Origin of the sequence: Mycobacterium pseudoshottsii JCM 15466 (assembly GCF_003584745.1) — a bacterium.
Lineage (GTDB): Bacteria > Actinomycetota > Actinomycetes > Mycobacteriales > Mycobacteriaceae > Mycobacterium > Mycobacterium marinum.
This window is the reverse complement of sequence record NZ_AP018410.1, coordinates 3,962,077-3,983,579: the sequence shown is the minus strand read 5'-3', so window position 1 is coordinate 3,983,579 and position 21,503 is coordinate 3,962,077. Positions and strand designations below refer to the sequence as shown.

The 21,503-nt window shown below is 65.1% G+C and carries 17 protein-coding genes, 1 tRNA gene and 2 pseudogenes; 10 read left to right on the top strand and 10 right to left on the bottom strand.

Annotated elements, in window-relative coordinates; translation table 11 throughout:
- Positions 1 to 79 precede the first annotated feature (79 nt).
- Genes ddaH through MPSD_RS18160 form a run of 4 tightly spaced genes read left to right on the top strand, consistent with a single transcriptional unit; the run spans position 80 to position 4,564 of the window.
- Positions 80 to 955: a dimethylargininase gene (gene ddaH / locus MPSD_RS18175; protein WP_020786822.1), complete on the top strand. Its 876-nt coding sequence runs from the start codon at positions 80 to 82 to the stop codon at positions 953 to 955.
- On the top strand, positions 952 to 2,196 hold the full coding sequence (gene rocD, locus MPSD_RS18170; protein WP_020786823.1) for an ornithine--oxo-acid transaminase: 1,245 nt from the start codon (positions 952 to 954) through the stop codon (positions 2,194 to 2,196). Before ddaH ends, rocD begins: the two co-directional genes overlap by 4 nt.
- A gap of 29 nt (positions 2,197 to 2,225) precedes the next feature.
- Positions 2,226 to 3,695: an amino acid permease gene (locus tag MPSD_RS18165; protein ID WP_036426455.1), complete on the top strand. Its 1,470-nt coding sequence runs from the start codon at positions 2,226 to 2,228 to the stop codon at positions 3,693 to 3,695.
- Positions 3,692 to 4,564, top strand: coding sequence for a universal stress protein (locus MPSD_RS18160; RefSeq protein WP_020786825.1), 873 nt, complete (start codon positions 3,692 to 3,694; stop codon positions 4,562 to 4,564). Before MPSD_RS18165 ends, MPSD_RS18160 begins: the two co-directional genes overlap by 4 nt.
- 30 nt (positions 4,565 to 4,594) lie before the next feature.
- Here MPSD_RS18160 and MPSD_RS18155 read toward each other — a convergent pair whose 3' ends face one another.
- The 3 genes from MPSD_RS18155 to MPSD_RS18145 are packed head-to-tail and all read right to left on the bottom strand — an operon-like array spanning position 4,595 to position 7,618.
- Positions 4,595 to 5,923 (bottom strand): ABC transporter substrate-binding protein, encoded by a 1,329-nt coding sequence (locus MPSD_RS18155; protein WP_012395243.1) that lies wholly within the window; start codon positions 5,921 to 5,923, stop codon positions 4,595 to 4,597.
- Positions 5,920 to 6,759: a carbohydrate ABC transporter permease gene (locus tag MPSD_RS18150; RefSeq protein ID WP_015356431.1), complete on the bottom strand. Its 840-nt coding sequence runs from the start codon at positions 6,757 to 6,759 to the stop codon at positions 5,920 to 5,922. Before MPSD_RS18150 ends, MPSD_RS18155 begins: the two co-directional genes overlap by 4 nt.
- The gene (locus MPSD_RS18145; protein WP_020786827.1) at positions 6,746 to 7,618 is read right to left on the bottom strand and encodes a carbohydrate ABC transporter permease; all 873 of its coding nucleotides are present in this window, start codon (positions 7,616 to 7,618) and stop codon (positions 6,746 to 6,748) included. Before MPSD_RS18145 ends, MPSD_RS18150 begins: the two co-directional genes overlap by 14 nt.
- A 34-nt stretch (positions 7,619 to 7,652) precedes the next feature.
- Here MPSD_RS18145 and MPSD_RS18140 point away from each other — a divergent pair, with 34 nt between their 5' ends.
- Genes MPSD_RS18140 through MPSD_RS18125 form a run of 4 tightly spaced genes read left to right on the top strand, consistent with a single transcriptional unit; the run spans position 7,653 to position 12,214 of the window.
- Entirely contained in the window at positions 7,653 to 9,170 is a 1,518-nt protein-coding gene (locus tag MPSD_RS18140; protein ID WP_086085485.1) for a TldD/PmbA family protein, read from the top strand.
- Positions 9,167 to 10,540 carry a TldD/PmbA family protein gene (locus MPSD_RS18135; protein WP_015356428.1) on the top strand — a complete coding sequence of 458 codons (1,374 nt, stop codon included), beginning with the start codon at positions 9,167 to 9,169 and terminating at the stop codon, positions 10,538 to 10,540. The genes MPSD_RS18140 and MPSD_RS18135 overlap by 4 nt, the downstream gene beginning before the upstream one ends.
- Positions 10,541 to 10,580: 40 nt before the next feature.
- Positions 10,581 to 11,435 carry a carboxymuconolactone decarboxylase family protein gene (locus tag MPSD_RS18130; RefSeq protein ID WP_015356427.1) on the top strand — a complete coding sequence of 285 codons (855 nt, stop codon included), beginning with the start codon at positions 10,581 to 10,583 and terminating at the stop codon, positions 11,433 to 11,435.
- Positions 11,436 to 11,440: 5 nt separating this feature from the next.
- Positions 11,441 to 12,214, top strand: a complete 774-nt coding sequence (locus MPSD_RS18125) for a hypothetical protein (protein WP_015356426.1) — start codon at positions 11,441 to 11,443, stop codon at positions 12,212 to 12,214.
- 289 nt (positions 12,215 to 12,503) lie between these two features.
- Here MPSD_RS18125 and MPSD_RS18120 read toward each other — a convergent pair.
- Positions 12,504 to 15,283 (bottom strand): annotated as a pseudogene (locus MPSD_RS18120) (cation-translocating P-type ATPase).
- A gap of 231 nt (positions 15,284 to 15,514) precedes the next feature.
- On the opposite strand from MPSD_RS18120, the gene MPSD_RS18115 reads away from it, so the two are divergent.
- Positions 15,515 to 16,066: a VOC family protein gene (locus MPSD_RS18115; RefSeq protein ID WP_020786835.1), complete on the top strand. Its 552-nt coding sequence runs from the start codon at positions 15,515 to 15,517 to the stop codon at positions 16,064 to 16,066.
- 101 nt (positions 16,067 to 16,167) lie between these two features.
- Here MPSD_RS18115 and MPSD_RS18110 read toward each other — a convergent pair whose 3' ends face one another.
- The 3 genes and pseudogenes from MPSD_RS18110 to MPSD_RS18100 form a co-directional block, all read right to left on the bottom strand.
- On the bottom strand, positions 16,168 to 16,635 hold the full coding sequence (locus MPSD_RS18110; RefSeq protein ID WP_015356423.1) for a DUF6197 family protein: 468 nt from the start codon (positions 16,633 to 16,635) through the stop codon (positions 16,168 to 16,170).
- 340 nt (positions 16,636 to 16,975) lie between these two features.
- Positions 16,976 to 17,134, bottom strand: a pseudogene (locus MPSD_RS18105) (MMPL family transporter); the annotation flags it as partial.
- Positions 17,135 to 17,365: 231 nt separating this feature from the next.
- Positions 17,366 to 18,154: a hypothetical protein gene (locus MPSD_RS18100; protein WP_232022581.1), complete on the bottom strand. Its 789-nt coding sequence runs from the start codon at positions 18,152 to 18,154 to the stop codon at positions 17,366 to 17,368.
- A gap of 833 nt (positions 18,155 to 18,987) precedes the next feature.
- Here MPSD_RS18100 and MPSD_RS18095 point away from each other — a divergent pair.
- Positions 18,988 to 19,061 (top strand) — tRNA-Ile (locus MPSD_RS18095).
- A 44-nt stretch (positions 19,062 to 19,105) separates the two neighbouring features.
- On the opposite strand, the gene MPSD_RS18090 is transcribed toward MPSD_RS18095, so the two are convergent.
- The 3 genes from MPSD_RS18090 to MPSD_RS31075 all read right to left on the bottom strand — a co-directional run bounded on the left by MPSD_RS18090 (position 19,106) and on the right by MPSD_RS31075 (position 20,595).
- Positions 19,106 to 19,300 carry a site-specific integrase gene (locus MPSD_RS18090; RefSeq protein ID WP_232022580.1) on the bottom strand — a complete coding sequence of 65 codons (195 nt, stop codon included), beginning with the start codon at positions 19,298 to 19,300 and terminating at the stop codon, positions 19,106 to 19,108.
- Positions 19,301 to 19,330: 30 nt separating this feature from the next.
- Positions 19,331 to 19,735, bottom strand: a complete 405-nt coding sequence (locus MPSD_RS18085) for a site-specific integrase (RefSeq protein ID WP_020786839.1) — start codon at positions 19,733 to 19,735, stop codon at positions 19,331 to 19,333.
- Between the two features lie 242 nt (positions 19,736 to 19,977).
- Positions 19,978 to 20,595 carry a nuclear transport factor 2 family protein gene (locus MPSD_RS31075; RefSeq protein WP_174524109.1) on the bottom strand — a complete coding sequence of 206 codons (618 nt, stop codon included), beginning with the start codon at positions 20,593 to 20,595 and terminating at the stop codon, positions 19,978 to 19,980.
- Between the last annotated feature and the right edge of the window lie 908 nt (positions 20,596 to 21,503).

Sequence of the window (21,503 nt, the reverse complement as noted above, 5' to 3'; positions counted from 1 at the left end):
AATCTAGCGCAACATATTGATGGTCGACGCGCAATGATCATCGTTTGATTGTGCAAGAAAGGGCAAATATCTTTGTTTCATGACGGATTACTATGTCGCTGCGGCGGGCACACCGGCGGGCGCGCCGGCACGGCAAGAGTCCAGCAAGCGCACCCGGGCGGCCAGCCCGCGGCGCTATGCCATGACCCCCCCATCGTTTTTCGCGGTCGAATATGCGATCAACCCGTGGATGGACACCACGACGCCGGTTGACGCGGGGGTCGCGCTCGCAGAGTGGGAGCAACTGCGCCAGACCTATCTGGGGCTGGGCCACCAGGTGGAGTTGGTCGAGCCCGAGCCCGGGCTGCCGGGCATGGTGTACGCCGCCAACGGCGGGTTCATCGGAAACGACATCGCAATCGTCGCCAAGTTCCGGTTCGCCGAGCGGGCCGGTGAGTCCAAGGCCTACGCCCGCTGGATGTCGGCCATGGGATATCGGCCGGTGTCGACTCGGCATGTCAACGAAGGTCAGGGGGACCTGCTGCGGGTCGGCGAAATGGTGTTGGCGGGATATGGCTTTCGCACCGATCCGCGCTCGCACGCCGAAATCGCGGCCGCACTGCGCATGCCGGTGATCTCGCTCGAGCTCGTCGATCCTCGTTTCTATCACCTGGATACGGTGCTGGCTGTTCTGGACGACCACACCATCGCGTATTACCCGCCGGCCTTCAGTGCGGCGGCACGCGACCAGCTGCAGGCGCTGTTTCCCGACGCGATCCTGGTGAGCAGTGCAGACGCCTACGCCTTCGGTCTCAATGCCGTGTCGGATGGGTGCAACGTCGTAATACCCGCTGCGGCGACAGGTTTTGCGCTGCAGCTTAGTGAGGCCGGTTTCGAGCCGATCGGCGTCGATTTGTCCGAGCTGCTCAAGGGCGGCGGTTCCGTGAAGTGCTGCACATTGGAGGTACATCCATGACGATTCTCGACGCTCCGGTTTCGGTGGAGGTCGATGAAACCGGCGACGCGATTGCGTTGGTCGAAAAGCATGCCGCGCACAATTACTCGCCGTTGCCGGTGGTGGCGGCCAGTGCCGAGGGTGCCTGGATCACCGATGTCGAGGGCCGGCGTTACCTGGATTGTCTGTCTGCGTACTCCGCGGTCAATTTCGGGCACTGCAATCCCGAGATCATCGCAACGGCGCATGCCCAACTCGACACCGTGACGCTGGTGAGTCGCGCCTTTCACTCCGACCGCCTCGGGCCGTTCTGCGCGGCGCTGTCCGAGCTGTGCGGCAAAGACATGGTGTTGCCGATGAACTCGGGTGCCGAGGCCGTGGAGAGCGGCCTGAAGGTTGCCCGCAAATGGGGAGCCGACGTCAAAGGCGTTCCCGAGGGCCAGGCCAACATCGTCGTGGCGGACAACAATTTTCATGGGCGCACCATCAGCATTGTGAGTTTCTCGTCCGATCCCGTTGCCCGTGGTGGATTCGGGCCGTTCACGCCGGGTTTTCGTTCGGTGCCGTTCGGCGATTCCACCGCACTGGCGCGGGCGATCGATGAGAACACCGTTGCGGTGCTGCTCGAGCCGATCCAAGGGGAGGCGGGCATCGTCGTTCCACCGGATGACTATCTGCCCGACGTTCGTGCGCTGTGCTCGGAGCACAACGTGCTGATGATCGCCGACGAAATCCAGTCCGGACTGGGCCGCACGGGTTACACCTTCGCTTGTGACTATTGGGATGTGGTGCCCGATGTGTTCTTGCTGGGCAAGGCGCTTGGCGGTGGGGTGGTTCCGCTGTCGGCGGTGGTCGCCGACCGTGATGTCCTCGGGGTGCTCAATCCCGGCGAACACGGCTCGACATTCGGCGGCAACCCGTTGGCCGCGGCGATCGGTACCACGGTGGTCTCGATGCTGGAGCGCGGTGAATTCCAATCCCGTTCGGCCGAGCTGGGGGCCCGGTTGCACGCGCGGCTGGGTGCGCTGATCGGTGAGGGTGTGCTCGAGGTGCGGGACCTTGGCCTGTGGGCCGGTGTCGACGTCGACCCGGCGTTGGCCACCGGCAAGGAGATCAGTTTACGCCTCGCCGATCGCGGTGTGTTGGTCAAGGATACCCACGGCTCCACGCTGCGGTTTGCGCCGCCGCTGGTGATTACTGCCCAGGAAATCGACTGGGCTGTTCGGCAGTTCGCTGCGGTATTGCGGGAAGCAGGCTCATAATCAGCCTGACCCCGCAACAGGAGGCGCAGTTGCCGGCCACTTCGATCAGGCTAAGAGAACAGATGCTGCGGCGCCGCCCGGTGGGCGGCGCCCCTGTCGCAGAAGGTGCGGCAGGCAGCCTAAAACGGAGTTTCGGCACCTTCGAGCTGACCATGTTCGGAGTCGGCTCGACGGTGGGTACCGGAATCTTCTTCGTGCTGGCGGAGGCGGTGCCGGAAGCGGGGCCCGCCGTCATCGTCTCGTTCATCATCGCTGGTGTCGCGGCCGGTCTTGCCGCCATCTGCTATGCCGAACTGGCATCGGTGGTGCCCGTTTCCGGTTCGTCGTACTCGTATGCGTATGCCACCCTGGGGGAGGCGGTCGCCATGGGGGTGGCGTCATGCCTGCTGCTGGAATACGGCGTGGCCACCGCCGCCGTCGCGGTGGGCTGGAGCGGCTATGTAAACAAGCTGTTACACAACGTGTTCGGATTCCAATTACCCCAAGCGTTGTCCGAGGCGCCCTGGGATGAGCGGCCGGGTGAAGCGGCCGGCTATCTCAACCTGCCGGCGATCATCCTGATCGGACTCTGCGCATTGCTGTTGATTCGGGGAGTCAGCGAATCGGCCAAGGTCAACGCGATCATGGTGTTGATCAAACTCGGCGTGCTGGGCATGTTCGTGATCCTTGCGCTCACCGCCTACGACACCAACCACTTGAAGGACTTCGCTCCCTTCGGTGTTGCCGGTGTCGGCGCTGCCGCGGGCACCATCTTCTTCTCGTTCATCGGCCTCGACGCGGTGTCTACCGCCGGTGAGGAGGTGCGGAATCCGCAGCAGAGCGTGCCACGCGCGCTGATCGCCGCGCTGTTCGTGGTCACCGGGGTCTATGTGCTGGTTGCGTTCGCCGCGTTGGGAACCCAGCCGTGGCAGATGTTCGCCGGCCAGGAGGAGGCCGGGCTGGCGACGATTCTCGACAACGTCACGCACAGCGCATGGGCCAGCACCGTTTTGGCGATGGGTGCGGTGATCTCGATTTTCACCGTCACATTGGTCACGATGTATGGCCAGACGCGCATTCTGTTCGCGATGGGCCGCGATGGTCTGCTTCCGGCCCGGTTCGCGGCCGTGCATCCGCGCTTCCAGACTCCGGTGAGCAACACGGTGGTCGTGGCCATCGCGGCGGCAGTGCTGGCGGCGCTGGTGCCGCTGAACCGGCTCGCCGACATGGTGTCCATCGGCACGCTGACAGCTTTCATCGTGGTATCGGTCGGTGTGATCATCCTGCGGGTGCGCGAGCCGGCCCTGCCGCGCGGCTTTTGGGTACCGGGCTATCCCGTGACCCCGATCCTTTCGATACTGGCCTGCGGCTACCTGCTGTACAGCCTGCATTGGTACACCTGGATCGCGTTTGGCGGTTGGGTCGGGATCGCGCTAATTTTCTACCTGTTCTGGGGGCGGCACCACAGTAGGCTCAATGCCCCCGCGTTGCATGACAATCCGACCGGGGAGGAACGGTGACCGTCGTCGTCGGCTATCTGGCCGGCCGGGTGGGTCCCTCGGCGTTGCATCTAGCCGTTCGGGCCGCGCGGACATTGGACACCTCGCTGACGGTGGCGACCATCCTGACCAAGCCGTGGCTGACGCCCCCGCTAGCCAAGGGCGACTATTCGGAGTGGGCCGAGCAGGTCGCCGAAGACTCGGAGAAGGAGGCGCACCGGTATCTGCGCACCGTGGCAACCGGGATCGAGGTCAGTTACTGCCATCGTGAGCACCGGTCGGTGTCGGGTGGATTGATCGAGGTGGTCGAGGAACTCGATGCCCAGATGCTGATCCTGGGTTCCTTTCCGAACGGGCGAAGGGCCCGGGTGCTGATCGGCTCGACCGCCGACTGGGTGTTGCATTCCTCGCCGGTGCTGGTGGCCATCAGTCCCCGGCAGTACCACTCCCGCACCGACCGGCTGACCAGGATCACCTGCGGTTACGCCGCGACCACCGACTCGGTCGAGGTGGTGCGTCGCTGCGCCGAGCTGGCCAGGCAGTACGGGGTTCCGCTGCGGGTCATCACCTTTGCGGTCCGCGGCCGAACCATGTATCCGCCCGAGGTGGGGCTGCATGCGGAGGCATTGGTATTGGAGGCTTGGGCCGAGCAAGCGCGCGGAATGCTGGAAATGCTGCAGAAGGACGGCATCGTCGAGGAAGACGCTGTGCTCGAGGTGATCACGGGCAACGGTTGGCAGCATGCGCTGGATGCGGCGGACTGGGAAGACGGCGAGATCCTGGCGGTGGGCACCTCACCGCGCGGCGACATCGCCAGAGTTTTCCTGGGTTCCAACAGCGGCAAGATCATTCGGCACAGTCCGGTGCCGGTGCTGGTGTTACCCGGCTAGTCTCAGACCGGCCGCGTCGGTTTGTTCCAACTACCGCCGTGCGGCGGCGTTGGCCGCCGCCTGCGCCTCGCGCAGAATTGTCGCGACTTGGCCACGGCCGAGGAACATCTCATCGAAATAGGGCTTGAGCGCATCGTTGCCGGCGGCGAACCCCGCGCCCCCCGGTGCGGGAATGCGTGACCCGGACAGCACCGCGAAAAACGGTTCAACGTTGACGCCCTTGGCTTCCCAGAAGGCGAAGTAGGAGGGCTGGGCGGACCGCACCGCGGGAATGGCAACACCGTCGCGGCCCAGATACTCGTTGCCGGCGCTGCTCCCCATCCAGGCCAGCACCTGACGCACGGCGTCTGGATGCTGGGACGCGGAATTTCCGGCAGCGGCAATACCGTTGGTGACGCTGACCCGGCCCGCGGGGCCGATCGGCAGCATCGCCACCCCCCAGCGGAAGGTGGCATCGCGGGCCACCGGAGCCAGACTGTAGGTGCCGGACTGGAACAGCGCCATCCGGCCGGCCAGGAATTGGTTGCGGGAAAAGTCACCGTTGTCGTTGGTGTCTGAGGCGGGCGGCGCGACGTGATCGTTGTTGATCAGGCCGACGAGATAGCGGAACGCATCGATGGCGGGTGGATTGTCGAAGGCAAACTCGTTGTCGCGCATGAACACGCCGCCGGCCGAGCCGATGTAGTTGAGGTAGATGGCCTGCGGGTCGTTAGCGGCGTTGTATCCCCACTGGCGGACTCGCCCGGGGTCGAAACCCGGGGTGCCGCCAACATGCCCGTCGGCGTCGACGGTGAGCCTGGCCAGCAGTGCACGCAGCGTGTCGTCGGGACCGGGACTCCACCGCAGGCCGTCCAGCTCGGCCGGATCCACGCCCGCCGCGGCCAGGAGATCCGCGTTGTAGAACACCGCAATCCCGGCGTCGGTCAGCTGCGGCACTCCCCACAACACACCGTTGCGGGTGAACTGGTCGACCACCGCCGGCTCCCACTCGCCGGGATCGACGGCCGTGTCAATCTTCATCAACCGGCCGCTATCGGCGTAGGCGGCCAGGTAGGCGTTGGACAGCCAGAAGATGTCGTCAGCGCTGCCGCCGGCCACATCGGTGCGCAGCGTATCGAAATAGGTCGAAAAGGAGACCAGATTCGTGTGCACTTCGATATTGGGATGGGTGCGGCTGAACGCCGCAAAGGACTGTTGATATGCCGCGGCGATCGGCGCCGCCCACAGCCGGACCGTGACCACGATCTTGCCGCCGGGGGGTGCGTCGATGCGGTCCAGCGCCACCGCGGTGACGCCCAACAATGCCGCGATGAGCGTGACTGCCACAGCGACCAGGGTGGAAAAGCGGGGCCGACTCACTTGAGCCCCGACACCACGATTGACGAGACGATGTGGCGCTGCGCGGCGACGAACAGCACGATCAGCGGAACGATCGCAACCGTCGTCGCCGCCATCACCAGCGTCCACTGGGCGTTGAACCGGGACTGCAGATCAGCCGTGGCCACCGTGAGCACCCGCCACTTGTGGCCGCTGGTGATCACCAACGGCCACATGAAGTTGTTCCATTGCGAGACCACCGTGATCAGCGTCATGGCGGCCAGGACCGGGCGGCTGGACGGAATCACCACGTGTACCAGGACATCCAGGGTGTTGGCTCCGTCCAGGCGTGCGGCGTTGATCATGTCGTTGGGGATGATGCGGAAATGCTCACGCAGCAAGAAGATCGCGTACGGCGACCCGAACAGGAAGGGCAGCACCAAGGCCCAGAAGGTGTTGCGCAAACCCAGCTGGGCCATCATCAGATACAGCGGCACCACGGTGACCGTCGCCGGCACCATCAGGGTCGCGATGTAGACCCAGAACAACCCATCGCGTCCGGGAAACTCCAACCGGGCGAAGGCGTAGGCGGCCAACACCGAAAAGGTCATCTGGCCCAGCAGGATCACCGTCGTCATCAGGGCGGTCACCAGCGCCGCCCGGCCGAACCCGGCACCGCCCAAGTCGGCGTAATTGGCCAACGTCGGTGGGTGGGGTAACTGTAGCGGCGTACCCGTGGCGAATTGATGTGCGGAGGTGAACGAGGTGAGCAGTCCCAGCGCAAAGGGCAGCAGCGTGATCAGCGCGCCGAGCACCAGCCCGGCGTAGATCACCCTGGTGGGCACTCGGCGGGACAGGCGGCGGCTAAGTGAGGTCATAGCTGATCCGCCGCCGAAAATACATGTGCTGAACAAAGGTGACGCCGATGAGAATGACGAACAGCACCACGGCCATCACCGACGCCCGTCCGATGGCCGCCGAACCAAATGCCTCGGCATAGATTTGGTGCGCCACCAGCTCGGTGCTGCCCTCCGGGCCTCCGCCGGTGAGCGCGTAGACGATATCGAAAATTTGTGCGGCGCTCACGATTCCGGTGACCAAGACGAAGAACGTGGTCGGGCGCAGCATCGGCAGCGTGATGCGCCAGAACCGCTGCCAGGCATTGGCGCCGTCGGTGCGTGCCGCCGCGTGGATATCGTCCGGGATGGCCAGCAGGCCCGCGAGGAAGGACAGCGAGACGTAGCCGACGTTGGTCCAGATGACCACCGCGGCAACCACCGGTAGGGCGAGGTCGGGATCGGTGAGCCATTCGATGCGGCGCCCGAGCAAGGTGCTGATGGCGCCGTCGGTGGGCGCCAGAATCCAGCGCCACATCACCGCGATCGCCAGCGGCGCACAGATCCAGGGCAACACATAGAGGGTGCGGAAAAAGTTGGTGCCCGGCAGCCGGCGGGTCAGCATCATCGCCGCGAGCAAGCCCAACACCGTCTGGGCTGGCACCACGATTGCCACGAAGATGGCGGTGACCACCAACGAGTTACCGAAGTCGCCGTCGCGCAGCACCGAATGCCAGTTGGCCAGCCCGACGTAGCGCAGCGGTCCCAGCAGGTCCCAGCGGTACAGACTCAGCCAGATCACCACCAGGATGGGCAGCAACAGGAAGGCGAGAACCCCGAACAGGCTGGGTGCCAGCAGGGCATAGGCCAACGCGGTGGTTCGGCGTGGCGTGGCGCGCATGGGAGTATTAAAGCGTGATCGTTACGGTGGAGTCGTGACACCGAACCGGGGAATCGATGCCGAATTGCTGGACCTGCCGCGCCTTGCACTGGCCGACGCTGCGCTCTCGGCGGCCACCGCGGCTGGGGCCAGCTACGCCGACCTGCGTATTCAGCGCATCGGCACCGAAATCATCCACCTGCGCGACGGGGAGCTAGAGACCGCGATCCTCAGTCGTGAGCTTGGCTTCGCGGTCCGGGTGATCGTCAACGGCACCTGGGGATTCGCCTCGCACGCCGAATTGTCGGCGTCGGCCGCGGCCGACACGGCACGGCGGGCGGTGCGAGTGGCCACCACGCTGGCGGCGCTGAACACCGAGCGGGTCGAACTCGCACCCGAACCGGTGTACACCGACGCCGTATGGGTCTCCAACTATCAGATCGACCCGTTCAGCTTGCCGGCCAGCGAGAAGATCGCGGTGCTGGAGGACTACTCGGGGCGATTGTTGAGCGCTGACGGTGTCGATCACGCATCGGCGAGCCTCAACGCGGTCAAGGAACAGACCTTTTATGCCGACACCTACGGGTCGTCGATCACACAGCAGCGGGTGCGGTTGCACCCGTCGCTCGAGGCGGTGACCGTCGACTCCGGGGCGGGCATTTTCGATTCCATGCGCACCCTGGCGCCACCGACGGCGCGCGGTTGGGAAGTGGTCGCCGGCGACGAGATCTGGAACTGGACCGACGAGCTGGCCGAGCTGCCGTCGCTGTTGGCCGAGAAGACCAAGGCGCCCAGCGTGACTGCGGGACCCACGGATCTGGTGATCGACCCAACCAATCTGTGGTTGACGATCCACGAATCCATTGGCCACGCCACCGAATACGATCGGGCCATCGGTTACGAAGCCGCCTATGCCGGCACCTCGTTCGCCACCCCGGACAAGCTCGGGAGCATGCGCTACGGTTCACCGGTCATGAACGTGACCGCCGATCGCACCGTCGAATTCGGCTTGGCCAGCATCGGTTACGACGACGAAGGGGTGGCGTCACAGAGTTGGGATCTGGTGCGCGACGGGGTGTTCGTCGGATACCAACTGGACCGGGTGTTCGCCCCGCGGCTGGGCCAGCCGCGCTCCAACGGCTGCTCCTACGCCGACTCGCCACATCACGTCCCGATCCAGCGGATGGCCAATGTGTCACTGCAACCCGGAGCCGAGGACCTGAGCACGGCCGATCTGATCGGCCGCGTCGAAGACGGGATTTACATCGTCGGAGACAAGTCCTGGTCGATTGACATGCAGCGCTACAACTTCCAGTTCACCGGCCAGCGGTTCTTCCGCATCCGGGATGGCCGCCTGGACGGTCAGCTACGCGATATCGCCTATCAGGCCACTACCACCGAATTCTGGAATTCCATGGAGGCGGTGGGCGGCCCGTCGACCTGGCGGCTGGGCGGTGCGATCAACTGCGGCAAGGCCCAGCCCGGTCAGGTTGCCCCGGTCAGTCACGGCTGTCCGTCGGCCCTGTTCCGTGGCGTCAACATACTCAACACCCGTACCGAGGGCGGACGATGATCACTGCGCAGCACGTCGTCAACATCGTGTTGGACGAGGCGGCACAGCGTGGCCGCGCCGACGAGACCATGGTGCTCGTCGTCGACAAAACCGAGGCCACGCTGCGCTGGGCGAACAATTCGATGACCACCAACGGCCTGTCGACCCAGCGGCACATCACGGTGATTTCGATTGTGCGCCAGGGCGATAGCGCCTTCGTCGGCGCGGTGGTATCCGGCGAGGTAGACCCGTCGGCGCTGCCCGGTCTGGTGGCGGCATCGCAGGACGCGGCGTGTTCGGCCCCCGAGGCCGGCGATGTCGCACCGTTGCTGGCCGATGCCGGGGTGCCGGTGGACTGGGATGCGCCGGTAGCCGGCACCGGTCCCGAAGTGTTCGCCGACGTCGCCGCCTCGCTCAGCCGGGAGTTCCGGGGCGCCGACCGGCTGTACGGCTACGCCCACCACAGCGTTTCGACGACATTTCTGGCGTCATCGACGGGCCTGCGGCGGCGCTATACCCAGCCGGCCGGAGCGGTGGAGATCAACCTCAAACACGGCGATGCCAGCGCATGGGCGGGCGTCGGGACACCCAACTTCGTCAACGTGCCCACCGACCTGCTGCTCGAGCAGCTGTCGATCAGACTGGGCTGGGCCCAGCGCCGGGTCGAGCTACCCGCGGGGCGCTACGAGACGATCATGCCGCCGTCCACGGTGGCCGACATGATGCTCTATCTGGCGTGGTCCATGGCCGGCCGCGGCGCACAGGAGGGCCGTACCGCGCTGTCCGCGCCGGGCGGCGGCACGCGAGTGGGGGAGCGGCTCACCGACCTGCCGCTGACCCTGTTCTCCGATCCGATGGCGCCGGGGTTGGCGTGTGCCCCGTTCGTCGCGGTGAGCAACTCCACCGAGACGGTCTCGGTGTTCGACAACGGTATGGCCATCGATCAGGTGGACTGGGTCCGCAACGGGGCGATCAACGCGCTGGCCTATCCACGAGCCACGGCCGCCAAGTTCGACGCTCCGGTGGCCGTTGCGGCCGACAACCTGCTGATGACGGGTGGCTCTAACGATCTGGCCGACATGATCGCGAGCACCGAACGCGGCCTGTTGCTGACCACGCTGTGGTACATTCGCGAGGTCGACCCCACCACACTGCTGCTCACCGGGCTGACCCGAGACGGCGTGTACCTGGTCGAAGACGGCGAGGTGACCGCGGCGGTCAACAACTTCCGTTTCAACGAAAGCCCGCTTGACCTGCTTCGACGGGCCACCGAAGCCGGGGTCAGCGAGGTGACGCTGCCGCGGGAATGGTCCGACTGGGCTACCCGCACGGCGATGCCGTCACTGCGGATTCCGGACTTTCACATGTCGTCGGTCAGTCAGGCGCAGTAAGTGATTGCTGTGGGTGATGGCGCGCTCTAGCGTGTGATGGATGGCGGCTGCGGCTCCAGTCGGTGATGTGCTGGCCCGACTGGTTGTGGTGTCCCCGGGCGACGGTCGTATCGCGGGGCTGGTTCGGCAGGTCTGTGCGCGCACGCTCGGGCTGCCCGCGTTGCCCGCGGAGGTCGTCGTTGCCGAACCCCAGTCAGCAGCCGAGGCCGTTGTCGCGGAGTTCGCCGAACAATTCAGCGCGGACGTTTCTTCGATCAGCGCCGAACAACGGTCTCGATTGTTCAAGCAGCTGGGCGACTCCACATTGGGTGCCGTCGCATCGATCTTCATCGCCGACTTCGTGCCGCGGGTGCGGGCCGGGCTGCAAGCACTGGGGGTGGGCCGGGACTATCTGGGCTGGGTGGGGGCGCCCATCGAGTGGGATCACAGCACCGATCCGTCCCAGGTGGTGTTCAACGAATTTCTGCCCGCAGTGGCCCGGATGCGCGCCCTGGACCCGGTGATCTCCGAGCTGGTGCGGCTGCGCGGTGCGGCCCAGCACAACTGTCGGCTGTGTAAATCACTGCGGGAGAGCACCGCGCTGGACGCGGGTGGTTCCGAGCCGCTTTATGGCGAGATCGAGGGTTTCGAGCATTCTGTTGTGCTCGATGACCGCGCAAAAGCAGCGCTGAGGTATACCGATACGTTAATTTGGACCCCTGCGCACCTCGCCGTCGACGATGCCGCCGAGGTGCGCTCCCGGTTCTCCGAGGCGGAGGCCATCGAGCTGACTCTTGACATCATGCGTAATACCAGCAACAAGATCGCTGTGTCGCTGGGTGCCGATGCGCCCAGGGTCGAACGGGGCACCGAGCGTTATCGCATCGGTGCGGATGGTCAGACGGTGTTCAGTTGACGGGTGTGGCTAGCGGCCGCGGGCGACGGGTCATCGCGGCGAAGGCGGTTGTCGCCATCTTCGTGGGGGTGGCGTCGGCGTGCGGGCTGGCGGGCTGTTTTGGATCCGGCGGAAGGTCGGCGGCACCGAGGTTGCCCACCGGGGGCAACGAAGAATCACGGCTACCCCCGATCTATCCGGGCACGACGGTGTCGATTCCGCCGACGACCACCTCCGCGGGTCCGGCCAGCGGCATTCCGGGGGACGGCACCTTTCGGGTGGGAGTGGACATCAAGGCCGGCACCTATCGCTCGGCGGGTGGCGACTCCTGCTATTGGGAACGGCTGAGGGGGGTCGGCGGAACCCTCGACGAGGTCATCGCCAACGGCGCCGGTACCGGTCCCCAAGTGGTCCAGATCAGGCCGAGCGATGCGGCCTTCAAGACCCAACATTGTCCACCCTGGACCCTGGATTCGAGCGCCACCACGACCACGACCACGACAACCACCACGACGTCGACCACGCCCGTGACGTTGCCGGAAGGCGCCCAAGCCTGCCCGAACGTGTCCGGGCCCGCGGGCGGATTCGCCCAGTCGGCCGCGGGAACGCCGGCGACCTCCTGTCCCTTCGCCGAGCAGGTTCGGCTCGCCTACGGAGCCGGCGCCCCCGCCGGTGCCGCACCTCGACAGGTGGAGGTGGTCAGCCCGGTGACCGGTCAGTCCTACTCGATGACCTGCACCGCCAACGGGCCGCTGGTGACGTGCAGCGGCGGTGACGGCGCCATCGTCTACCTGTACTAGCGCCATCGCGGTGCGGCCCGCGGGCGGTGCCGTTCACCTTCTCGCCAGCTCTCATTCGCCTGCCGTATGTGTGTGGATTATGTTGTAGCACTGGAATGTTCGCTTGTGTCATGGCGCCGAGTCGACGTAGGTTTGGGGCGCTATGCAGGACATGGCAAGGGAGCAAAGTGACCATGGCCGGTCATCCTGATGTTGAGCGTCCCGCGAGCCCGAAGGGGGTCGCCACCGGGGAAGGCGGGATTCGTCTCTTCGACGGCCGCAGATGGACGGTCGAAAGCCCGCACGAAACTCACGACATCACCGTGTGCATCCGCGGCATGCAGTACGCGGACGGGCGCGTCGTGTCCCGAGTAGCGGTCGGCGGGCTGCTACCTGACCAGCCCCTCACGGCACACCGGGCTCGCGGGTTGGCGCGGGCATTGATCGCAGCAGCCGACGCCGCGGACGGCCCCGATGCGGTCAGCCCAAACCTATAGCGGGATAGACCGTTTGGCGGTATTCCGGCCCGCCGCCGCCGTGACCGTACCCGCTTATCCAATGCGTCGACGGCGAGCAGGATCGGCATGGAGGCCAGCGCGACGGCCCAGCCCCACAGCGGCGGGTTCCACTGGCCGAGCAGCCTCGCCACGGGTGGCACCCACATCACGATGAGCGAGAAGGCCAGCTCGATGAGCACCGCCGGCACCAAGAGCCGGTTGGTGAACCAACCGAGCGATCCAGGCCAGCGCGAGGAGGACCGGCAGGCGAAGACGTTCGCCGTCTGAGCCAGGACCACCGTCATGAACGCCGCGCCCGATGCCGCGGCCAGGTGCGCGCCGGTGGGAAACGGATCACCAACGCGCCAGCCCAGCGCCATCAGCGACACCAGGAAAGCCGTGAGGGTGAGGACGGCTTCGAGGGGCCCCAGCAGCCCGAAGGCCCGGCGCAACACGGTGCGATTCATCAGCCGGCCATGCACCGGCGGTCCGTCGAGCAGGTGCTTGGCGGGCGGCTCGGCACCCAGCGCAACCGCGGACAAAGTGTCGGTGCCCAGGTCGAGCGCCAGAATCTGCAGCACGCCCAGAGCCAGCGGAAACAGGCCGCCGGACAGCGCCCAGACCAGAAACGGCGCGAGTTCGGCGACATTGTCGGTCAGGTGGTAGGTCAGAAATCGCCGGATATTGACGAAGGTGGCGCGGCCCTGCTCAATGCCGGCCACGATGCCGGCGAAGGAGTCGTCGAGCAACACCAGGTCGGCGGCCTCGCGGGCGACGTCGGTGCCGGATTCGCCCATGGCCACGCCGATGTCGGCTTCATGCAGCGCGGGGGCGTCGTTGACCCCGTCCCCGGTCATCGCCACCACGTGGCCCCTGGAACGAAGGGCCCGGGCGATGCGCAGTTTGTCCTCCGGGGAGACCCGGGCGATGACGATGCCGTCGTGGTCGAGCAGCGCCGCCAGGTGTTGTTCGTCGGTGGGCAAGTCCGTCCCCGACAGCACCGGCGCGTCGGGGGAGCGCAGACCCACCTCGTTGGCGATGGCCGTGGCCGTGGCCGGATGATCGCCGGTGACCATCGCCACCTTCACGCCGGCCCCCCGACAGGCCCGCAGCGAGTCGCCGATGCCCTCTCGCGGGGGATCTTCCAACGCCACCAAGCCCAGCAGCCGCAGCCCCCGGTCGCACTCTTCGAGGTTGCGGGGGGTACGGCCGTCGCGTGGGGCCGCCGCGACGGCGAGCACCCGCAGCCCCCGGCCGGTGAACGTCTCCACCTCTTGCCGGGCTGCCGGGTTGTCGCCGCAGTGCGGGAGCACGCTGTCGGGTGCTCCCTTGACCAGAATCTGGTCCGCCGCGACCACGGCCAGCGGCGCAGTCGGGGATCGAAGGGCAAGCGCAGCGCCACGGAGCTGGTGCGACGGTCGTTGACGGTGTCGATGCCCACCCGGCGGGCCAAGGTGTCCAACGCCGCTTCCATCGGATCCCCGTGGGCGCGCCACCGTCCGTCGACCTCTTCGGCGTACCCGGTGGAACAGCGCTGGGCCGCCACGGCCAGTTCGCGCACCGGATCCGCTGCGCCGGGAGACGACCACGCCAGCTGCGTCGTTGGACCATAGCCGGCGCCCTCGACGCCCAGCGCGCCCGCCGGGGTCCAGGCCTGCACGACGGTCATCTGGTTGCGGGTCAGGGTGCCGGTCTTGTCGGTGCAGATGAACGTCGTCGAGCCCAGCGTCTCGACGGCCTCGAGGTTGCGGACCAGGATCTGACGTTTGGCTATCTGTTCGGATCCCCAGGCCAGCGACAGGGTGACGGTGGGCAGCAGCGCCTCGGGGACCAGGGCCACCGTGACACCGATGGCGAACACGAAGGCCTGTTGGGTCGGGTTGCCCACCAGCACCGAGACGAGCAGGAAGATCGCGCCGACGCTGACCGCGATCGCCGCGGTCAGGCGCACTACGCCGCGCAGGCCGCGGGTCAGCGGGGTGTCGGGTTTGGTGGTCGAGGTCGTCAGCCGGGCAATCCCGGCCAGGCGGGTGTGCTGGCCGATCGCGGTGACCCGTGCGCACGTGTCACCCTCGACCACGAACGTGCCCGCGAACAGCGGTTCACCGCTGGCCACGCCGCTGGCCTCGCTTTCACCGGTGAGCATCGAGGAGTCGACAAGCAACCGGTTCTCGGTGAGCACCACGGCGTCGGCCGGCACACGGTCGCCGCTTTCCAGCAGCGCGATGTCGTCGACCACCACATCCTCGGCGTCGATCACCTGCCGGCGGCCATCACGCCAGACCGTGATCCGCGTCGGCAGCATCTGTTGAAGCCGGTCGGCGGCCCGATCGGCGCGGGCCTGCTGGATCAGGGCGAAGACGCCATTGAGCACGATCACGGCAACGATCGCGATGCTCAATTCGGGGAGATCGGCGAAGAAAGCGAGCACCGCCGCGGCCCACAGCAACAAGGCGAAGAAATGTGTCAGCTCCCCGATCAGGCGCCGGCCCACCGAGGGCCGTTTGGCGGCCGGCAGCCGGTTGGCGCCATCGTGGGCGAGCTGTTCGCGGGCTTGTGCGGTGCTCAGCCCGGGTGGCAGGACGTCGGCCATCGCCCCTCCTCTCAACCGGTGCCGGGCCCGGCGCCGAGGGCGCGCGGTGCCCCGTGCTCGGACCCACCGCTGTCACCAGCCGAAATGCTATATCCGGCGCGGTCGTTGGGCAGCGGAGAAGTCCACCGAAGCGGTGGCCTTACCCGACGCCTACGGTGATAGTTGTCGGGTGCACGGGTCTGGGGCGCGGTGGTGCTCACGCGGTCTGGCCCGGTGAGGTAGGGAGGCGCGATGCGCTGGCGCGGTGTTCACCACGTGGAATTCAATGTTCTGGACTACGACAAGTCGATCGCCTTCTATGACGCGATGTTCGGCTGGCTGGGCTACATGAGCTTCTGGACCCTCGACATCGAATATCGGTCGACGTACTACATGGCTCGGTTCCCGTTGCCGCACAGCTACATTGGCATTCAGCCTGCCGACGGTGGCGGGCAGCTACGGCATCGGGACCAGAAGGTCGGCATCAACCACATCGCGCTGTGGGCCAGAAGCCGGGCGGAAATCGATCGCTTCCATCGAGACTTTCTGCTCCCGCGGGCAATCCCCGTCACCGACCCGCCCAGGGAATATCCCATCTACACACCCGGCTACTACGCGGTGTTCTTCGACGATCCGATCAATGGCATCCACTGGGAGTTGGCGCGGCTGCCGTCGGTTCCGTCCCCGCGTGATTTCTGGAAGTCCTATCGTACCCTGCGCGCTGTTTCGGCGGACCATCCGGAGTGGAAGCGCTCCGTTGCGCGCGAAGCCATGCGCAGCCTGCCGGGGCGAACGTCACGGTGATCTTGCTGCGTTGTCCCGTCGACGGGGCTCATCGGCCGTGGGGCACGGTTTCCCGCGGACCGTTGAGCCGGGGGTTTTGCGTCTGTCGTGGCGAGGTCGCCTCATCCGGAGCGACGATCCTTCCACTCGCAGTCCGGCGAATTCCACGGCACATCGGACAGGTGGGTGGGGCGGTGCCAAGGGGTGCGGTGCGGTGGGGTCGCCGATGACCGGGCGGGAATCCAAATCGGTTCGGTGTCAACGGCAGCCACCGCCAGGGCATTGGCTTTCGCCCGCTGTAGCAGCGTTTGCGCGTCGCTGACGGTGGTGTGCTGGTGGTCGTTGAAATCTTCGATACGGCGACCCCGGAACTGGCCCTGCAGTGCCCGCAGAGTCGCTTCGCTCACGGCATCGCGGACCCGCGGGTTGGGACTGGTGAAGACGATGGCCGCGTGGATGGACAGGCACGGGCGCCCCGCAGTCCAGGTGAAAGGTTGGCCTTTGGCCAGCTCGGGCTGCCTGTTTAGCACCTCGCGAGCCAGCGAGAGTGCGTGCATAACGTCTGCGGCAGTGACGGTGTCGTTGTTCATACGAGTCGCCCCCGGCAGTCGTTATGGAAGTTGTGGATTCGACGAAGCGTTCGAGCGGTTGGCCGGCGTGCCGGGCGAAGTCGACCCCGATGCGACAAACCACTGGCCGACGCGACTGCACCGGCAACAGAGCCTATCGAATCATGCTGTCCACCATCATCTTTCAAATGGCGGTGCGCACTGTCAAGCAGATGGACTGACTTGAGCAGCGCGCCGGCCGCGCCATAGCTTTGGCTGTCTCAGCGGGGCCGTTTGACCTGGGCAAATTCTTCTCCACTGGGGAAATCAGTCTCACCCTGAGGGGAAATGACGGGGTGTGCGGCCTGGCCGACTGGGGTGTTCATGGTTTCAGCGCAAGCCGCTTCCGCGGTGGAGTTTGGGGCCACCAGAACCAGCGACCAAGCAGCGCGGCGATCGCTGGCGTCATGAACGAGCGCACAATCAGGGTGTCGAACAGCAGGCCCAACGCGATGGTGGTGCCGACCTGTCCAACGGTGCGCCCCGGTCGGCGGGCAGCCGCCGATCGCGTGCTGGATGTTGTCCCCGGACCGCAGATTCCCGAGCGCAGTCGGATGCGCTGCGCTGCGTTTGTGATCCGTCATGCTGACTTGGTCGGCCTTGGTGGCCGTCGATGATCTATGCATTCAGCCAAACGAACCCACACGATTCATGCGAGACATCTTGCGTTCGAGGACACCACTTCTTCCTGGTTTACCGATGCGGCGACTATCTATTTGCTGACGTAGTCTTCGGGCAGCCCTTCTGCAAAGAACTCAAAGCTCGCCAGCTGCGTTCTTGCGCGGGGGTTCGCCGGAGTGGTTGCGCACCGGTAGAGGCGCTCGAGGAATCGGCGCGGCTCGACAATCACCGGTACAAGCCGCACATGAGACCGCACCCCGGATTTTCGTAAGCGGACCGCATTGCCGATCGGCCGGACCGTTAGGCATCCAAGGTGCTTTACGAATGTCTCATACGTCGATTGGACGATGCTAAAGAACCAGACCTCGTCGACGTCACGGGCAAGCGCACGGTGGAGCGCGTCCCGAATGATTTCGAGTACCGCACCGGCCGGGCACATCGGTGTTTTTGCAAGGGCGCCGATTTCTCGCAGTATCGATCTCGGATCGCCATCTACTGAGCGCAGGAAATCGAGTCCGTCTGATGATAGGGCGCCGGCCGTCGAGGTGTACGCCGGAAGGGAGGTGAAGTCGTCATCGGGGGCAATATCTCGAATCCGCCATGTCGCGATCGCGTGACCGGTAGGGTCCGAGGACCCGAGTGACTCTTCCTCGATCTGCGAGTCTGCCAGGTAGGCAATGGAATAGGTGACGTGCTGGCCGCGTGCATGATCGAGCTCTGCAGGCAAGGCTCCGTCCACCAGTGCGTCCGCCGTGACAAATTGGGATGCGACGTAGCTCTGTGCATGAATGCGGCGCGCAAGGTGAACAAGGCCGGACTGCTGGGCCTCGGTGAAATGAAGATATTTGAATTCGTCGCGTCGGAGAATTGATCGATCCATGCCGGAGTTCTCCTCAGCTTGGTTTCTGTCTAGTCGTTGAGTTTCGCAAGATTATGCGGTCTTACCGGCGGCGGGTCAAGTGTCAGAAATGGGACTAGTGAGGCGGCCGCGCCGTTCTCCTGGTTAGCGCGTTGATGATCGGTTCTGCTAGTGCTGGCTCATTGTATTGCGCGGTGTTTCATTCGCCTTGTTGGTGAGAAGTGCATTTGTCTCCACGCGGGTATTCGTGCAGGTCGCGGCGTTGGCGTGAGGAGCATTTTCGGGAGAGCGCAGGTGGAGAGTTTCTCAATTTACGAAAGTTCTTGACAGGGGTGTTTTGGTTTCGAATAATATGTGCCACGCGGGTGGATTTGGTGGGCTAGGTGCTTGTTGTTTTGGCTTTCCTGGCTGTTGCGTGTTGCGCCGTCCGTTTGGCTGGGTGCGTCGCGGATGGGCATTTCGATCTATGCCGGGGCACGCCGGTTAGGTGCTAATAGTCCGCATTGCGACAACCCTTTGCTTCACCTTCGCCGGCGATAAGAGCGCGCTGGTCGAGGGAGTCAAGACCTAGCCTGGAGCGCTCCTTCGGCGAAGCGCTGGGGTTGCGGGGGCGGCGCCGCACGGGCCGCGACTGCCCAGGGTGCCGATGGCGACCGGCGTGAGCACTAATGTCAAAATTGTGCAGAGGCTTCTAGGGCGCCCGAGAGTGGTCAAGACGCTTGATCGTCTCAGGCGCTTGCACAGCCACCGCCTGGCTGCACAGCGGGCGTCGTAGGCAAGCGATCGGAAGCGCCGGGGTATCCGGAAGCCGAAACCACGAGATCGGAAATCATGTCCGTAGCTAGATAGCGCCAGGGGCGGTAGCTCAGTTGGTTAGAGCCGCGGACTCATAATCCGTTGGTCGCGGGTTCGAGCCCCGCCCGCCCCACGTCAGAGGTGGTAGTTAGCCCACCTAATTATCTGATCCGACCGTTATTCGTACTTCATGGCGCGGTCCAACAGGGCGGCGACCTCGGTGTGCACGCGCCCGCGAGACGTGTATCGATCCTGCGTCATCGACACTTTGGAGTGTCCGAGGTGGTCGGCGCCTACGCGAGCGGATAGGCCTTCCTCGTCGATCAACGTCGTGACAGTCTTGCGGAACGAGTGGGTGGTAACGCCGGGCACGCCGAGTTGGTCGCGCACTTTCCGCCACTGCTACCCATGCATTGGCGAAATGACCGCAGTCGTTCCATCGACAGCAGGCACCCTTCGCGACCCCAACAACCCAGGCAATACGCGCACCACATTTCCGGTGGCCGCGATCGTCTGTTTCGACTCGTCGAAGTCGGTCCACCGCAACGCCAGCAGCTCGGATCGGCGAAGCCCGGTGGCGATTAGCACGGTGATCGGGTCAACAAGATCGTTTCGTTGGCAGTAGTCGTCGGCCCGCAGCCGCACCAGCAGGTCGTGCAGATCGTCGGCGCTGAGCGCCGTCGCGCCAGTTGGTCGTCGCTTGAGCCTGATCGGCTGAACATCGCGGACCGGGTTGGCGCCCAACGTGTTGGCCATTACCGTCAGCTGCAATCCGCCACGCAGAATTGTCTTCGCCTGGCGGGCCATCGTTGCGCCGTGGGCCGCGCGCATCGAACGGATTGCAGCGTCGATCCGAGCCGGTGTCGGCGTTCAGCTCCTCTACTTGCCGTTCGTGTCGGCCGAACACCAAAGACACCTCCCAACTGGAACGCGCTATGCGGGCGGGCTCAGCTATAGTCCATTTCCACCGCCCGGCACGACCAAATACGCCGGAATCGAATATGTGGCTTTACCGGCAGTCTCCGGGGACGGCTACGTCCCCGGCGTAGTCAGGCTGAGCACTTGTCCTCGAACAGCAGCATCATCCAACGCCCGTCCTCCTTCACGAAGTCCACTGTCTGGGTATCTGGCTCGTCCTCGTTCTCCACCGTCGCTGTCGCCGTGACCTTCGCGGTGTCGCCGGTGACGTCGATGGAGATGTCGTCGAAACTGAGGCGACCGGTATCGGAGCGATTTTGCCGGAGTTGCGACGCGTCGCCGAGACCCGACCGTTCCGACGGGCAGAAATAGCTCACATACTTGTTGAAGTCGGCATTGTTGTACGCCTCGACGACTCCGCTTAGGACCTCGCGAATCTGGTCTTCGTCGGACTTCGGCGGATCGGCGGCCGTTTGCGGCACAAGGATCAGTGCCGCTACGCCGACTGCGACAATGACAGCCGCGACCGCCGCGAGGCCGACGACAAACTTACGCCGACCCGGAGGACCTAGACGGCCCGGAGGCGGTGCAGCTACACCCCCTGTGGGGCCTGCCGGGAGTGTTTCGTCGTCGATCCACAGCTGCCACCCCGACGGGGGCGGAGGCCAGGAGGGATCGGGGGTCCAACCGGGGCTAGGAACCCAGCCGTCCTGTGGCGGCGGCCAGTTGGGTGGTGGATTGAAACGCATCGCGAGGTCCTCTCGGCCAGCCAGTTGCCGGTTAGCGTAGTTGAGGGGCTGCTGCGGTCGTACGCGTTCGGTGTCAACAGTCCATTGTCGGCGTCGCCTTCCATGCGCCGATCGGCCATCGCCTGCCACTTCCAGACTGCTCAAAATCGCGGCCCGAGCCGGCGAAGAGATCCCACCTCGCGTCGAATGCGACGGAAACGAATATGGGGCTTTGCCGGTAAATTGCTGCGCACACTGGCTCTTCGAGCAGTCGTTCTAGCGGGAGAGCCAGATACTCTGTTGGGCAAGCACGTACGGGTCTTTGGACAGGTCGAACATTTTCGCTGAGTAAAAGCGTTCAACGGCTTTTATGCGCTGATCTCGGACGCGGAATGCTTTGGGGCTCTTGGAGTGCGGTGTCGGTGATGGCGACCGCGACCCGAGGATCGAGGGCTGCTCCTTCTGTGCGCGCACTTCTTTGAGCTTCGGCGAACACGTGGTTTCGTTCCCAGGCCGAGCGTGACTTGGAGATAGTTTCGATTACAGCGGCGGCTTGTGACTGGATCCAATCCGGTGTGATCTCCACCCCGGGCCGTTCGCGTGCTGTGAGTGTGTCTGCCAGCATTGCGTCCAGCTTGGCTTGTCCGCCGAGGTATGTGGTGGCGTGATTGCGCCAGTGGGCGCGTTGTTGGCCTGGCGAGCTTGGTTCTGGTCTAGCTTCGCGGGTGTCGAAAGCCGCACGCTGCTAAAGGGAAAATTGTTCGGATGTTGTTGGTTCATGATCATGTGCGAGTTGAAAGTAGGCGACGAGTTCTTCGTATCGAGGTTTGATTGCGTTGCGGCGTGAAGATGGCAGTTTGCACAGATCGGCTGGGATGCCGACGATTCCGCGAACTGGGCGGTTGCGGCAGCCGATGGTGCCGGCTTCG